The organism is Neobacillus thermocopriae, from assembly GCF_010975035.1.
In the GTDB taxonomy this organism is placed as follows: domain Bacteria; phylum Bacillota; class Bacilli; order Bacillales; family Cytobacillaceae; genus Neobacillus; species Neobacillus thermocopriae.
In genome coordinates, this window is the sequence record NZ_JAAIUV010000001.1 from 120477 (window position 1) to 134580 (window position 14104).

Below are 14104 nucleotides of genomic sequence, written 5' to 3' on the forward strand. Positions count from 1 at the left end.
TCCCTACTTAATCGTATTAAACAAATGATTTTCCGTCCAAATATCTGCTCAAATCGGGCACTATTGTAACAATTCGTTCACTCGTTTGACATATTTTCCAATGGTCGCTTTCGAGATGCCGTAACGTTGGGCAACCTCTTGCTGGGAGACTTTCTCACTGCGCAGTCTGTGCCATACATATTCAACGGCACCTGCCCAAGCACGTTTATTTTTCAATTGAATGTTTGCTTTCAAAACTTCAACAAAAACAGTGAACCACATCAAGTACAAACCGGCTTCAACGGTGCCGATTGGATGATGGCTTTCATAAAATAATTGTGCCACTTCCTGAGCATCCGCGACCCGGGACGGTCTTCCTGAACGGATATGTGAGATGTATTCTTTTTCCAATGACGTAAACTTTGGATTTTGGAACAAACGTTTCGATTGGATAATCTCATCTTTTTTACTTGAAACCGTTGTTAAAAATAAGGCAAACAACCGCTCCTCAACATAGTCACTTTCAAGCTTTTGAAAAATAGAACCAGAATGGTCTTCAAATCCATTGGCCACTGCTTGCTCTTCTTTCCATGGTTCGAAACCTTCTTTGTCTGGACTTAATTCAAGCACTTTTTTCCATATGTTTTGAGCAAAGGCATCATGGCCCATAAAATAAGCAGAATAGGACAACCAATAATAGAATGGCCCATCCCCATCAAATCCGGATTTATATAATTTTTTCAACCACATATAGGCAAGCTCATATTCACCAACAAGTGCAAAAGATGTACCAAGCTTATATTGATGCTCGCTCAATATCGGCTGAATTTTTTTTAAGGTGTCTACCATCTGGTTCACAAACTTTAACTTTCCTTGGTAATGAGCAAACACCATCTTGTTGCAAAGGGCATGAAGATTTCCTGGATTCTTCTTTAGCACCTCATCCAAAATGGACTCTGCTTTTTCATTTTTACCTAAATAAAAATAAGCTAGTGCTAAATTATTGTAAGCAGACCAATATTCCGGATATTCCTTAATTACTTCCGTTAACAATTCAATCGCTTTTGGGAAATACCCTGATTCTAGTAATTCACGTGCCTGTTCTTGCTTAACAATTAAATCATCCTGAGGATCATACTCCTCATCAAGACCATCATATTCAAATGCCAAAATCTCAAGCAATTCCTGTGCGTCTTCCGAAAAATCACCATCCGGGTCAAGTTCTAAATACAATTTAACATGGTGATACGCATCTTTAAAAAATCCCAAATGGGCGTAATTATTCGCTAAGAAGTAGTGGCATTCCACCATTTCATCGTCTAGATCTTCGAGGATGAGATGCAGGAGTCGATTGGAATCTTCAAACTCGCCAAGTTCTGTTGAAACAATGGCCAGTTGGCATGCAATCATCGGCTCGCCCTGCTCAAGCTGTAGCGCCCGGCTCAAATATTTTTTTGCTTTGAAAAAATCACGGCGATGGTATGCCTTAATTCCTTTCTTAAAATAATATTCCCCCGTCGGAATAAACGACAGGATTTTCCCCTTTTCCTTTCTTGCTTTTGCGTCTTTACTCATGCAATCCTCCATCATCCTTTAATAACTAATGTAGTATAACACATTTTGGACTTGTACGAGAAGCGATTGCCTATAATGAAAACTGGTAATATTTTTTGCAGAGGGTTCGTCATTCGTTTTTAGGGGACTCTATAGATAAGGATGGTGTTGCATAATGCGAAAGGTGTTATGTAGCGTTGTTTTCTTTTTATTCCTTTCCACAAATGCGCTAGCCCAAACAAAACAGGTCGAAATTTTTGATATTGAAAAAGGAAAAGTCGTACAACTAGTTCCAACATCTTCAGAAATACAAAAAGAAGCATCTACCTTTCTTCAAGGGATTTCAGGAGTATACACGAAAGTACGACCGATACCTGAGAAAGGTTATATGATAAAAGTTCCATTAGAACCTTCCATTATGGTCGATAACCAATGGTTTAAAGGTCTAGTGGACGAAGTAGTGATTATTTTTCCTGAACAGGAAAAGCCTTTTTTAATGGTATTTGACGATGAAAACCGATTGCACTTTTATCATTTTGATGGCAATACGGATCGTTTTTTGAACCTCTTACATTTTCAGCCACAAAATGAAACCGGTCCTAATTAGGACCGGTTTTTATGACGTTTTTCTAATGTCCGTAATACTTCTTTAAATGGAAGATCTTGTTCGACTAGTAATACGAGCAAGTGGTACATCAAATCAGCTGCTTCCCATTTTAGCTCTTCCTGTTCACGATTTTTCGCGGCAATAATAACCTCAGATGCCTCTTCCCCAATTTTCTTTAAAATTTTGTCAAGCCCTTTTTCAAAAAGATAGGTTGTATAAGCCCCTTCTGGTCGTTCCTTGTAACGTTGTTGAATGACTTTTTCAAGCGTTTGTAAAAACTGATAGTTCGCAAGATGAGGGGAGCGTTCGGAAACCTCTTCCCCGGAGAAGCAGCTCACTGCACCCGTATGGCATGCTGGCCCTTTTGGTTTTACTTGAATGAGCAGGGCATCTTGATCACAATCATATTTGATACTTACGACCGACTGGGTATTGCCGCTTGTAGCCCCCTTATGCCAAAGCTCTTGGCGAGAGCGGCTGTAAAACCATGTTTCACCTGTTTCCAACGTCTTTGCGAGTGACTCTTCATTCATATAAGCCAGTGTTAACACTTCCATGGTTTCGGCATCCTGAATAATCGCTGGAACCAGTCCTTTTTCATCAAATCGGACCATATCTTTTATCATCTGTTTCTCCCCCTTTTGACATGGATATGAAGGTTTGGATGTTATCTAACTTTAGCTGAATATTCTCGATAATCTATCCGAAATTGGACCATACTAAAATTAAATTCCCGAAATGGAATTCAAAACCGGTGTCCCTTAACGTACCGGAATTCCCTTCATTCGCAAATAGTTTTTTACTTCCTGAACAGAAGTTTCTTTATAGTGAAAAATAGAGGCGGCTAACGCAGCATCTGCTTTCCCTTCTATAAACGCTTCCGCAAAATGTGCTGCCTTACCAGCGCCACCTGAAGCAATGACCGGAATCGTAACAGCTTCACTGACAGCCTTTGTTAAAGATAGATCAAAGCCATTTTTCTCTCCGTCACTATCCATACTAGTCAGCAAGATTTCCCCAGCTCCTAATTTTTCGGCCTCCATGGCCCATTCAAGAACCGTTCTTTCCGTTTTCCGGCGTCCGCCATGCGTATACACACGCCAAGTTCCAAGCTCATTGTCATATTTTGCATCGATGGCGACAACGATGCACTGAGAACCAAAGAAGCTTGCTCCTTCGCGAATCAAGTCTGGATTGAACACAGCTGCTGTATTTAAGGACACTTTATCTGCGCCTGCTCGAAGAATGTTTTTCATATCATCAAGCGTGTTAATCCCACCACCAACAGTAAAGGGAATGGCGAGTTCTGAAGCCACTGCTTTTACGACCTCAACCATTGTTTTCCTTCCCTCCACTGAAGCAGAAATATCAAGAAACACCAGTTCATCGGCCCCTTGTTGATCATATATGCGTGCTAATTCAACTGGATCACCCGCATCACGAAGCTGGACAAATTGAATTCCCTTTACCACACGACCTTCTTTCACATCTAGACAAGGGATAATTCGTTTCGTTAACGTCATGTATGTTCACCTCCAGTGAAGAAAGGCTCTTTAGACCTGTACAGTTTGAAGTGCTTCTTTTAAGGTAAAACGTTTTTCATAAAGGGCCTTTCCGACAATAGCCCCGCTGATTCCTTTTGTGGCTTGAAGATCCTCTAAATCCGTAAGGCTGCTGACTCCGCCTGATGCAATGACATTTTTTCCAGTGATTTCAGCCAATTCACGGACAGCAGCAAGATTAGGGCCTGTCAGCATTCCGTCTGTTGCAATATCCGTAAAAATAAATGTTTCCGCTCCGGCGTCAGCAAAACGCTTGCCAAGCTCAATGGCTCGAACTTCGGAAGTATCGAGCCAACCATGGGTGGCGACAAACCCTTTTTTGGCATCAATCCCTACCGCAATCTGGCAGCCATACTTGCGAATCATTTCCAATGCAAATTCAGGTTGAGAAATGGCTATACTGCCAATAATCACCCGGTCCACGCCGTTCTCTAAATAGTGAACAATATCCGCCTCAGAACGAATTCCTCCACCTATTTGAATTTTTACCTGTGACAGTTTTTGAGCCGCTTCAATCACAAAACGATCATTGACCCTCTTGCCATCTTTGGCACCATCAAGATCTACCATATGGATCCATTCCGCCCCGTCTGCTGCAAAGGTTTGAGCCATACCAAAAGGGGAAGCACTGTAAACCGTCTCCTTGTCATAATCTCCTTGAAGAAGGCGGACGCATTGACCTCCCCGCATATCAATGGCTGGATAAAGAATAAAACTCATCGAACAGCCTCCCTTTCAACTGCCATTTTTAAAAAATTGGATAATAACGCCATTCCCAGCTGGCTACTTTTTTCCGGATGGAATTGCATACCGAATATATGGTCCTTGCCAACAACCGCCGCTACTTGCTCGTGATAATCGGCTTTGGCAATTAAGACGTCTGAGTTCGAAGCATCCACATAATAGGAATGAACGAAATAGACGTAGTCTTCTTTCAAATTTTCTAGAAGAGGGGAAGGCTTTACAAAATTAAGACGGTTCCAACCCATGTGTGGAACTTTGTACGAACCCCCGTCCTTCGTTTGCCCCGGGAACCTGCGTACACTTCCAGGGAGTAAACCTAACCCTTTCGTCAAACCATTTTCCTCACTCGTTTCAAACAGCAGCTGCATTCCAAGACAAATACCAAGGAGTGGTTTTCCTGTCTCCGCAAATTCCTTTATTGTATCTACAGGAAGGCGATCCATAGCATCCCGAAAAGAACCGACCCCTGGAAGAATTAGCGCGTCCGTGTTAAGCAACTCCTTTTTATCAGCGGAAATCAAATAATTTGCCCCCAGCCGTTCCAGTGCTTTACTAACGCTGAATAAATTACCCATTCTATAATCGACAATACCAATCATTGTTAACATCCTTTCGTGGTGCCTTATAGTATCCCTTTCGTGGACGGGACACCTTTGATTCGCGGGTCGATAGTTGTCGCTTCGTCAAGTGCGCGAGCCATTGCTTTAAAGATTGCTTCGATGATGTGGTGTGTGTTTTTTCCGTAATGGACGATGACATGCAGATTCATTCGTGCTTCAAGGGCGAATTTCCATAAAAATTCATGAACAAGTTCCGTATCGAAAGTGCCCACTTTTTGTGATGGAAAATCGGCCCTCATTTCCAAATGTGGACGATTGCTTAGGTCGACAACAACTTGAGCCAACGCTTCGTCCATTGGAACAAAAGCATTCCCGTAACGTTTGATACCTTTTTTATCGCCAAGCGCCTCCTTGAGTGCCTGACCAAGACAAATTCCGATATCCTCTGTTGTATGGTGGTCGTCCACCTCGGTATCTCCTTTTGCTTCTACCGTTAAATTAAACTGGCCGTGCTTGGTGAACAAGTCAAGCATATGAGTTAGAAAAGGCACACCCGTATCAAGATGGGAACGGCCTTGTCCATCAATATCTAAAGTCAGTTGAATGCTTGTTTCATTTGTTGTTCGCTCAATTTTGGCTGTTCTTTCCATGAGGAGGCCCCCTTGATTTCTTCTCTCAAATGTACTGAAAACTTCTGTTATCAAAAAATGAAATTTATGCTCATCCCTTTAGACGATGAATACATTGTCCAAAAGATGGGCTCTTTTCCTCCTTAATGTGTCTCCCGAATGTTTTTTAACCGTATTTCGACTGCACGAGCGTGGGCCTCAAGCCCTTCTACGCGAGCAAATTTCGCTATTTTTTCTCCGTTTTCCATCAAAGCCTTTTCACTATAAAAAATCACACTCGATTTTTTCTGAAAATCATCCACATTGAGTGGACTTGAGAAGCGGGCAGTTCCATTGGTTGGGAGCACATGATTCGGTCCGGCAAAATAATCGCCTACCGGCTCCGTACTGTAACGACCAATAAAAATGGCCCCTGCATGACGAATTTTTCCAAGAAGCTCGAATGCCTTTTCCGTTAAAATTTCAAGGTGCTCTGGTGCTAATTGATTGATGGTTTCAATCGCCTCATCCATATTGGATGTCACATAGATCCTCCCATAATCGGCAATGGAACGTGCTGCGATATCCTGGCGCAAAAGCAATTTCAACTGTCGTTCCACTTCGATCGAAACAGCCTCTGCCAATGCTTGAGACGGGGTCACTAAAATACTACACGCTCTTGGATCATGTTCAGCCTGGGATAATAAGTCTGCTGCCACTTCATCCGCACGGGCTGTATCGTCTGCTAAGATAGCAATCTCACTTGGACCGGCAATCATGTCAATGTCGACATCTCCAAATACTTCCCGCTTTGCCAAGGCAACATATATATTTCCTGGACCGGTAATTTTATCAACAGCGTGGATCGTTTCCGTCCCATAGGCTAAGGCGGCAATCGCTTGTGCCCCACCGACCTTATAGATCTCATGAACACCCGCTTCCTTTGCGGCTACAAGCACAGGAGCAGGTAGTTTCCCTTCACGATTTGGGGGAGATACCATTACAATTCTTTTCACACCAGCCACCAACGCTGGAATAGTGTTCATTAACACCGATGAGGGGTATGCTGCCGTTCCACCGGGTACGTAGACACCCACTGAATCTAACGGGGTAATTTTTTGCCCAATTATCGTTCCATTCTCTTGCGTTGTCATCCAAGAAGGACGAAGCTGTTTTTCATGATAAGTTCGGATATTTTCTGCTGCTTCACGGACGATGGATACAAAACGGGTATCCATCTGTGCATATGCATCCGCTATTTCTTCTTCTGTTACCGAAAAACTTGAAAGACAAACCCCATCCAATTTTTCTGTAAGTTCTTTTAAAGCGGCATCTCCAAATCTCCGTACTTTCGCAATAATTTCTTTTACAACCGTTTTCTGTTCGTCATTTCCTGATTCAATAGAACGTTTGATGGACACTAAATCAGTAACTTGTTGGATTTTCATTTTTCAACAAACCTCCCATTTCGTATGAGACAACTTCTTGAAGTCGGGCTACCAATTCGTCGATGAATACGTCCTTCATGCGATAACTAACAGGATTGACGATCAGCCTTGAAGTCACATCTTCAATTTTTTCATATTCCACTAATCCGTTTTCCTTTAATGTTCGTCCAGTCGAAACAATATCGACAATTCGGTCAGCCAAGCCGATGAGAGGAGCAAGCTCAATAGACCCATTTAAAGTAATGATTTCCACCTGTTCCCCCTGTTCCCGGAAATACGCTTCAGCAACCTTTGGATATTTCGTGGCCACTCTTGGTGCCACATCGTTCATTTCTGTATCAGGGAGTCCGGCGACGGCAAGATAGCAGTAGCTAATATTCAGATCGAGAAGCTCATACACATCGCGTTCTTCCTCAAGCAACACATCTTTCCCGGCAATGCCGACATCCGCCCCCCCATGTTCCACGTAGGTCGCTACATCCATCGGCTTGGCTAAAATAAACCTTAAGTTTTCTTCAGGAACATCAATAATTAATTTTCTTGACTCATCAAATTCTTGTGGCAGCTTGTAACCAGCCTTTCGAAGTAATTCCACTGCCTCTTCAAAAATCCGGCCCTTCGGCATGGCTATGGTTAATCCATTTTTCATCCACCGCACCTCCTGACCATGAAATACAGCAATCTTTCTTTTAAAAAATTCCGTCTATTCCGTGCACTGTTATTCACTATCACGACCTCCAATTAAAAAGGTCGTCCCTGCAAATTTTTTTGTGAATTTATCCAAGTCTTTCACTCCAGTAATATCTTGTAGGACAACCTTTTTCCCTTCAGAGTGAAACTGCTGGGCAAGCCCAAAGGCTTCCTTTCTCCGTTCTTGGCTGAAAAAAATGCAATGCATCTCATTTTCGAGTGTTTTTCCTCCAAGCGCCTCTAACAATCGATCAAGCCGGAGGGCAAAACCGGTCGCTGTTGCTTTTTTCCCAAACTTTTCTATTAAACTATACCGACCTCCATTCCCAATCGGAAAGCCAACATTACCCGCATATACTTCAAACAAAATCCCGGTATAATAGCTCATGTGACTGACGATGGAAAGATCAAACTTCACATACTCTTCAAAACCATAATCCTTGATTACTCGCCAAAGCTCTTGCAGTTCAAGAATTGCCTGCTTCCCTTTGTCATTTTCGATAATGCTAAGTGCTTTACTTAAAACCTCTTCTCCACCTCTTAACTGCAACAGCTTGAGTAGCCTTTGTTTATCAATCATGGAAAGATCGAACGACTGGACACTTTCACGATAACCGACATAATTTTTTTCATATAAAAATTTCCTTAGTGTAGTGGTCCGGCCATTTGTCCCGAGTATTTGCATAAACAGTTCTTGGGCAAAACCGACATGACCGACGGAAACTTGAAATTCGTCTAGTCCCGCTTTTTTCAAAGAGGAAATGAGTAAAGCAATAACTTCCCCATCGCAAGAAATAGTTGAGTCGTTTATATACTCCACACCTATTTGCTCAAATTCCGCTGGTCGGCCTCCCTCTCGCTCCTGGGCCCGAAACACATTGGCAGAATAGGCTAATCGGATTGGTATGTCCTCCTTTAATAATTTGGAAGCAGCTACACGAGCAATCGGTGTCGTCATTTCTGGCCGTAGAACAAGAGTATGTCCCTCTTTATCCAGCAATTTAAAGAGTTGGGCATCATCAATCGCAGACGCTTCCCCGACGGTTTCAAAGTATTCAAGAGCTGGGGTTTCAATAAATTGATATCCCCAAAGCTTCATGGTTTCGGCTATGTTGGAACGAACACGATCCTTTTTTTCATAGAGCTCAGGCAGTGTATCCCGCATCCCTAATGGTTTTTCAAACATAAATAAACGGCTCATTCAGCTCATTCCTTTTCAAAACACTTTAGTTTGCTAAATTATTAGAGAATTAAAGTTAATAATTAGTAGTTTAACGCTTATGGTAGATTTCGTCAATGAAAAAAGATTATAAATTGTAAGAATAATATTACCCCTTTTAATAGTTGTCAATAGAATCCACAGAAAGTTTTTTAAATGATGAAAATATTTTTCGATTTTGTTCTTCTTTCCGCTACTTTTATCCCACACAATAATGGACAATTTCAGGAAAGCAAAGGAATTCTGGTCATTGGCGTAGTACTTCATAGGAGATGTTGAGGGTGAAAAAATAAAGGTGGCTCGCCTTTAGTCGAAGGATACATTTTTATCTTTTAGACTCTGTTAAAGTCATGTTGCTATTTGATATGGATCCGATTTATATACAATCTTAGGAGGAGGTTAATAAAATCTTCGCTGCTTTTGGGTGTTTCAAAAATGAAGGATTAGCTTTGAAAGGACACACAAGGGAAGTCTGAAACTATTTTTTTAAATAAACGATGTAAGTTACTTCGAGGTAGGGAAAGTAAATGGACTAATCATTTATATAAAAAAGCCCGGTCGTATAAACCAGGCTACTTAGACAAGTTATTCTGTTTACCGTAAATAGGATCATTGGCCCAGCGCTCAGCCAACTGTTCTTTTGTATAAATAATCTGCATCGGGTTACCGCCGACAAAGGCGCCGGCAGGGACATCCTTATGGACATAGGTTCCCGCTGAGACAATGGCCCCGTCGCCGATTGTGACGCCTGGCATGATCGTTGAATTGGCTCCGATCATCACTTCATTGCCAATCACCACATCCCCGAGGCGATATTCTTTGATTAAATATTCATGAGTCAGAATGGTTGTATTAAAACCAATAACCGTGTTGTGGCCAACTGTAATTTTTTCCGGAAACATGAGGTCAGGCATCACCATGAGAGCGAAAGCTGTCTTATCTCCAATTTTCATCCCAAGAAACGTACGGTACAGCCAATTTTTCACACTCAAAAAAGGGGTATAGCGACCCAATTGTATAACAATGAAATTTTTCACAACTTTCCAAAACGAGACCGTTGAGTAAAGTTGCCACAGGGAATTAGCTCCTTTAACGCGGTAGCGTGTCGTTTTCCTCATTGGCTTCCCCCTCGAGGATCTTTAATAAATCTGGCATTTGCTCTAGGATGTAATCTGGTTGATAAGTTTCAATATATTCTCTTCCTTTAATAGACCAGGCCACACCGGCCGTCTTCACACCAGCATTTTTCCCTCCGAGAATATCATGAAAATTATCTCCCACCATCATGGCCTCTTCCGGCTTAGAATTCAACTTCTCCAGAGCCAGAAAAATAGGTTCCGGATCCGGCTTTACTTTCTTGACATGATCAAACCCAATGACGACGTCAAAATATGGTTCAAGCCCGGTTAGTCGCAGCCCCATCAACGCTACATCATACTTCTTGGTTGTGACGACAGCCAGCTTATAGCCTTTGTCCTTTAATGTTTGAATGGTCTCCAGAACCCCTGGGAATTCCTTTACGAGCGCATCGTGATTCGCAATATTAAACGTTCGATATACTTGAATCATTTCCTCTGCCCGATCCGGATCAATACTGCTAAACGCTTCATGAAGAGTCGGCCCCATAAAAGGCAGGACATCTTCTCGTTTATATTTACCAGGATAATATTGTTCAAGAGTATGCAAATAGGAAGTAATAATTAAATCATTGGTATCAATTAACGTTCCATCTAAGTCAAATAATAGTGTATTTATTTTCTTACTCATTAGGTCGCTTCCTTTCTTCTTAACAGGCCGGACCGCTTCCAAATCGCACCGACAATTAATGTTAGTAAAATGGCTACCCCCAAACGAATGAGGAACAATGGCCAGACCGGGATGCCAAGTGGAACAAAGATGAGCGTATCTTCAATGACGGCATGACAAGCAACTAGAAAAATAAATGCCAGCGTGACGTCTTTCTGACTAACTCCGTCCTCTTCGACGGCTTGAATCATCACACCTGCACCATAGGCAAGGCCAAACAACAGCCCGGCCGCCATAGTGGTTGAGGTGTTCTCTTCCATGCCAAGGGATCTTGTGACAGGAGCCATCGTTCTAGAAAAATTTTTTAGCCATTGTAAATCTTTTAGTATTTGTATGACCAACATAAGCGGAATAACAATCATTGCAAGCTGCAGAATTCCAAGGCCTGCTTTTTCAATGGATTCCAAAAGAATGGCCACCAAGTCCGTCGCAGGTTCGCTCTTTGCTTGGATCAAACCATATTTGGCCGGCTCTTCCCCACCTTGCCAAACCAAATGAATCATGACAGCCGATACAAATGCTAACCCGAGTCTAGTCGTCAAGATCACCCAAAGCTTGACGCCCACTTTTACGGCTACACCAGACTCAATCAATAGATTGTGTGAAAACGAGAGCATGACTGCTAGAATAAATACTTCTTTTACTGATAGATCAAGGGTTAAGATGGCTCCAATGGCAGCATACAGATTTAAAAAATTTCCTAACACAAGTGGAATGGCCGCATCTCCTGATAGGCCGATCAGCTTCATCAGTGGTGTAATCATTTTAATTGCCCATGGCAATATGGGTGTGTATTGAAGCACCGACACAATGAGAGTGACCGGAAAAATGATTTTCCCCAATGTCCATGTTGTCTTTAAGCCAACTTGCAGACCTTTTTTTGCTGAGTCTAACAGCACTTCCAACACTCCCCCTTATGATAAAACATCGCTGTTTTTCTATCTAAATCAAACGATGTATAGTCGGTTGAAAAAACTAATTTTCCGAGTCTAAATATCTCAAATCAGACAGCTGCTTCATGCGGCGATAAAGGAGAAGGGCGATTGACCCGACAATTAAAACAATCGAGATCATTTGAGCCATTCTCAACTCTCCCAACATGAGACTGTCTGTACGCATTCCTTCAATAAAATATCGGCCTACCGAATACCAAATGACATACGTTAAAAACATCTCACCACGACGTAAATTCGCGCGGCGTAGTAATAGTAAGAAAATAAACCCGGCCAAATCCCAAATCGATTCGTAGAGAAAGGTTGGGTGATAATATGAACCATTAATATACATTTGGTTAATGATAAAATCTGGTAAATACAAATTCTCAAGAAACTCCCGGGTAACCTCGCCACCATGGGCTTCCTGATTCATAAAGTTTCCCCAACGACCAATAGCCTGCCCTAGGATAATACTTGGGGCGGCAATGTCGGCCAGTTTCCAAAAAGATATTCCCCGCTTTTTAGAAAAAACATAAGCCGTCAGCACGGAACCAATAAGTGCACCATGAATGGCGATCCCGCCATTCCAAATTTGCGGAATCGCTGTTAAATTATTTTTATAATAATCCCATTCAAAAATCACATAATAAATCCGTGCTGAAATAATGGCGATCGGAATCGCCCACAGTAATAAATCAGCAAAGGTATCCTTCGGCAACCCGCGGCGATTGCCTTCCTTCATAGCTATGTACATGGCCAGCGCCAAACCAACACCTATGATAATTCCATACCAATGAACCTGAATCGGCCCAAGTGAAAAGGCAATCGGATCCAGTGGCTGAATAGGTTCGTTCATTCTATCCCCTCTTTCTTTCTATTTTCTATATCCTCATAAAGATGAGCAGTGAACTTCTTATTAGAACAACTCATCGTGTTCATGATCGCCATCTTCAATGACATCTGCGAGACGTTCGGTAAATTGTTGAGCTGCGTTGACGCCCATTCTTTTTAAACGGTAGTTCATGGCCGCCACTTCAATGATAACAGCAAGGTTCCGTCCAGGACGTACTGGCACCGTAAGCTTTGTAATCTCTGTATCAATGATTTTCATCTTTTCTTCATCTAATCCAAGGCGATCATATTGTTTTTTCGGATCCCATGTTTCCAAATTGATAACAAGGGTAATTCTTTTATTGCTTCTAACCGCCCCTGCTCCGAAAAGAGTCATGACATTAATAATTCCAAGGCCGCGAATTTCCAACAAATGTTCAATGAGATCCGGAGATGTGCCTACCAATGTATCTTGATCTTCTTGGCGAATTTCCACACAGTCGTCTGCCACAAGTCTATGTCCACGCTTCACCAATTCCAACGCCGTTTCACTTTTTCCGACTCCACTTTTACCAGTAATTAACACGCCAATCCCGTAAACATCAACTAATACACCATGAACGGCGGTTGTCGGAGCAAGCTTACTTTCCAAAAAGTTTGTCAAACGGCTTGCAAAACGGGTTGTTTTCAGTGTTGTTCTCAACACTGGTACCGATTCGCGCTCGGCAGCTTCAATTAATTCTTTCGGAACTTCCAAGCCTCTTGTAATAATGATGGCCGGAGTAATATCGGTACATAATTTTTCCATCCTAGTCTCTTTCTCACTGTCAGAGAGTTGCTGAAAAAACGTAAGCTCCGTCATTCCTAACAGCTGAATTCTTTCTGCAGGATAAAATTCAAAGAAACCGGCCAATTCGATTCCCGGCCGGGAAATATCGCTCATCGTAATGGGACGGTTAATTCCCTCTTCACCACATATTAATTCAAGCTGAAATTTTTCCACAATATCCTTTGTTCGTACTTTTACCAAGGAAGCTTCCTCCTTTAGTTCCTGTAAACATTAATAAAAATCAATTACCATTTATTTTAACATTTTTTTAATGATTACCATACTTTAGCCTTTTAAAAAATAAAAGGTGCATGCCTAGAAAGTAGACACACACCTTAAAATTACTTTTTCGAATTTCTTGAATCCATTATTACTTTTTGAATAAAAAGATTGACAAGAGCCATTAGAACCGAGAAAAAGAGCGCCATTCCAAATCCTGATATTTCAAATGACTCCCCCATTAAATAATCAGTCAGCTCTAAAGTAATGGCATTAATAACAAACAAAAAGAGTCCCATTGTTAAAACCGTTACCGGTAGTGTAAACAAAATCAAAATAGGTCTAACCAATATATTCAAGATGGATAAGAGAATACTTGCTTGCAAGGCAGCCCAAAATCCTGTCAAATAAAAGCTTTCACGAAAATATCCTGCAAATGCCATAAACAAAACTGCGTTTATTAAACATCCAATTATCCATCTCATGACCAAAACTCCTACATCATAATATTCA

General features: G+C 41.7%; 16 protein-coding genes. 1 reads left to right on the forward strand and 15 read right to left on the reverse strand.

Annotated elements, in window-relative coordinates:
* Positions 1–60: 60 nt before the first annotated feature.
* Positions 61–1554, reverse strand: a complete 1494-nt coding sequence (locus G4Z05_RS00705) for a tetratricopeptide repeat protein (RefSeq protein WP_163249966.1) — start codon at positions 1552–1554, stop codon at positions 61–63.
* A gap of 154 nt (positions 1555–1708) precedes the next feature.
* Between G4Z05_RS00705 and G4Z05_RS00710 the strand changes: the two genes are divergently transcribed.
* The gene (locus G4Z05_RS00710; protein WP_163249968.1) at positions 1709–2140 is read left to right on the forward strand and encodes a hypothetical protein; all 432 of its coding nucleotides are present in this window, start codon (positions 1709–1711) and stop codon (positions 2138–2140) included.
* Here G4Z05_RS00710 and hisIE read toward each other — a convergent pair.
* The 14 genes from hisIE to G4Z05_RS00780 form a co-directional block, all read right to left on the reverse strand.
* On the reverse strand, positions 2137–2766 hold the full coding sequence (gene hisIE, locus G4Z05_RS00715) for a bifunctional phosphoribosyl-AMP cyclohydrolase/phosphoribosyl-ATP diphosphatase HisIE (protein ID WP_163249970.1): 630 nt from the start codon (positions 2764–2766) through the stop codon (positions 2137–2139). The genes G4Z05_RS00710 and hisIE overlap by 4 nt on opposite strands.
* A 135-nt stretch (positions 2767–2901) precedes the next feature.
* A complete protein-coding gene (gene hisF, locus G4Z05_RS00720; RefSeq protein WP_163249972.1) occupies positions 2902–3663 on the reverse strand; it encodes an imidazole glycerol phosphate synthase subunit HisF in 762 nt (253 codons plus the stop codon).
* 30 nt (positions 3664–3693) lie between these two features.
* Positions 3694–4422, reverse strand: coding sequence for a 1-(5-phosphoribosyl)-5-[(5-phosphoribosylamino)methylideneamino]imidazole-4-carboxamide isomerase (gene hisA, locus G4Z05_RS00725; protein ID WP_163249974.1), 729 nt, complete (start codon positions 4420–4422; stop codon positions 3694–3696).
* The gene (hisH, locus tag G4Z05_RS00730; protein WP_163249976.1) at positions 4419–5045 is read right to left on the reverse strand and encodes an imidazole glycerol phosphate synthase subunit HisH; all 627 of its coding nucleotides are present in this window, start codon (positions 5043–5045) and stop codon (positions 4419–4421) included. Before hisH ends, hisA begins: the two co-directional genes overlap by 4 nt.
* 23 nt (positions 5046–5068) lie before the next feature.
* On the reverse strand, positions 5069–5656 hold the full coding sequence (gene hisB / locus G4Z05_RS00735) for an imidazoleglycerol-phosphate dehydratase HisB (RefSeq protein ID WP_163249978.1): 588 nt from the start codon (positions 5654–5656) through the stop codon (positions 5069–5071).
* A gap of 122 nt (positions 5657–5778) precedes the next feature.
* The gene (gene hisD / locus G4Z05_RS00740) at positions 5779–7062 is read right to left on the reverse strand and encodes a histidinol dehydrogenase (RefSeq protein ID WP_163249980.1); all 1284 of its coding nucleotides are present in this window, start codon (positions 7060–7062) and stop codon (positions 5779–5781) included.
* The gene (hisG, locus tag G4Z05_RS00745; protein ID WP_163249982.1) at positions 7040–7711 is read right to left on the reverse strand and encodes an ATP phosphoribosyltransferase; all 672 of its coding nucleotides are present in this window, start codon (positions 7709–7711) and stop codon (positions 7040–7042) included. The genes hisD and hisG overlap by 23 nt, the downstream gene beginning before the upstream one ends.
* 69 nt (positions 7712–7780) lie before the next feature.
* Entirely contained in the window at positions 7781–8953 is a 1173-nt protein-coding gene (locus G4Z05_RS00750; protein WP_163249984.1) for an ATP phosphoribosyltransferase regulatory subunit, read from the reverse strand.
* 590 nt (positions 8954–9543) lie between these two features.
* Positions 9544–10089 (reverse strand): acyltransferase, encoded by a 546-nt coding sequence (locus G4Z05_RS00755; protein WP_163249986.1) that lies wholly within the window; start codon positions 10087–10089, stop codon positions 9544–9546.
* Positions 10061–10738: a pyrophosphatase PpaX gene (gene ppaX / locus G4Z05_RS00760; RefSeq protein ID WP_163249988.1), complete on the reverse strand. Its 678-nt coding sequence runs from the start codon at positions 10736–10738 to the stop codon at positions 10061–10063. The genes G4Z05_RS00755 and ppaX overlap by 29 nt, the downstream gene beginning before the upstream one ends.
* Positions 10738–11676, reverse strand: a complete 939-nt coding sequence (locus G4Z05_RS00765; RefSeq protein WP_163249990.1) for a nucleoside recognition domain-containing protein — start codon at positions 11674–11676, stop codon at positions 10738–10740. Before G4Z05_RS00765 ends, ppaX begins: the two co-directional genes overlap by 1 nt.
* A gap of 76 nt (positions 11677–11752) precedes the next feature.
* Entirely contained in the window at positions 11753–12568 is an 816-nt protein-coding gene (gene lgt, locus G4Z05_RS00770) for a prolipoprotein diacylglyceryl transferase (RefSeq protein ID WP_163249992.1), read from the reverse strand.
* 60 nt (positions 12569–12628) lie between these two features.
* Positions 12629–13573, reverse strand: a complete 945-nt coding sequence (gene hprK / locus G4Z05_RS00775; RefSeq protein ID WP_163249993.1) for an HPr(Ser) kinase/phosphatase — start codon at positions 13571–13573, stop codon at positions 12629–12631.
* Positions 13574–13713: 140 nt separating this feature from the next.
* Positions 13714–14076 carry a phage holin family protein gene (locus tag G4Z05_RS00780; protein ID WP_163249994.1) on the reverse strand — a complete coding sequence of 121 codons (363 nt, stop codon included), beginning with the start codon at positions 14074–14076 and terminating at the stop codon, positions 13714–13716.
* Between the last annotated feature and the right edge of the window lie 28 nt (positions 14077–14104).

Bases quoted from the DNA above. Each gene is read 5' to 3' on its own strand.
- G4Z05_RS00705 (WP_163249966.1), bottom strand. From the start codon at position 1,554: ATGAGTAAAGACGCAAAAGCAAGAAAGGAAAAGGGGAAAATCCTGTCG.
- G4Z05_RS00710 (WP_163249968.1), top strand. From the start codon at position 1,709: ATGCGAAAGGTGTTATGTAGCGTTGTTTTCTTTTTATTCCTTTCCACA.
- hisIE (WP_163249970.1), bottom strand. From the start codon at position 2,766: ATGATAAAAGATATGGTCCGATTTGATGAAAAAGGACTGGTTCCAGCG.
- hisF (WP_163249972.1), bottom strand. From the start codon at position 3,663: ATGACGTTAACGAAACGAATTATCCCTTGTCTAGATGTGAAAGAAGGT.
- hisA (WP_163249974.1), bottom strand. From the start codon at position 4,422: ATGAGTTTTATTCTTTATCCAGCCATTGATATGCGGGGAGGTCAATGC.
- hisH (WP_163249976.1), bottom strand. From the start codon at position 5,045: ATGATTGGTATTGTCGATTATAGAATGGGTAATTTATTCAGCGTTAGT.
- hisB (WP_163249978.1), bottom strand. From the start codon at position 5,656: ATGGAAAGAACAGCCAAAATTGAGCGAACAACAAATGAAACAAGCATT.
- hisD (WP_163249980.1), bottom strand. From the start codon at position 7,062: ATGAAAATCCAACAAGTTACTGATTTAGTGTCCATCAAACGTTCTATT.
- hisG (WP_163249982.1), bottom strand. From the start codon at position 7,711: ATGAAAAATGGATTAACCATAGCCATGCCGAAGGGCCGGATTTTTGAA.
- G4Z05_RS00750 (WP_163249984.1), bottom strand. From the start codon at position 8,953: ATGAGCCGTTTATTTATGTTTGAAAAACCATTAGGGATGCGGGATACA.
- G4Z05_RS00755 (WP_163249986.1), bottom strand. From the start codon at position 10,089: ATGAGGAAAACGACACGCTACCGCGTTAAAGGAGCTAATTCCCTGTGG.
- ppaX (WP_163249988.1), bottom strand. From the start codon at position 10,738: ATGAGTAAGAAAATAAATACACTATTATTTGACTTAGATGGAACGTTA.
- lgt (WP_163249992.1), bottom strand. From the start codon at position 12,568: ATGAACGAACCTATTCAGCCACTGGATCCGATTGCCTTTTCACTTGGG.
- G4Z05_RS00780 (WP_163249994.1), bottom strand. From the start codon at position 14,076: ATGAGATGGATAATTGGATGTTTAATAAACGCAGTTTTGTTTATGGCA.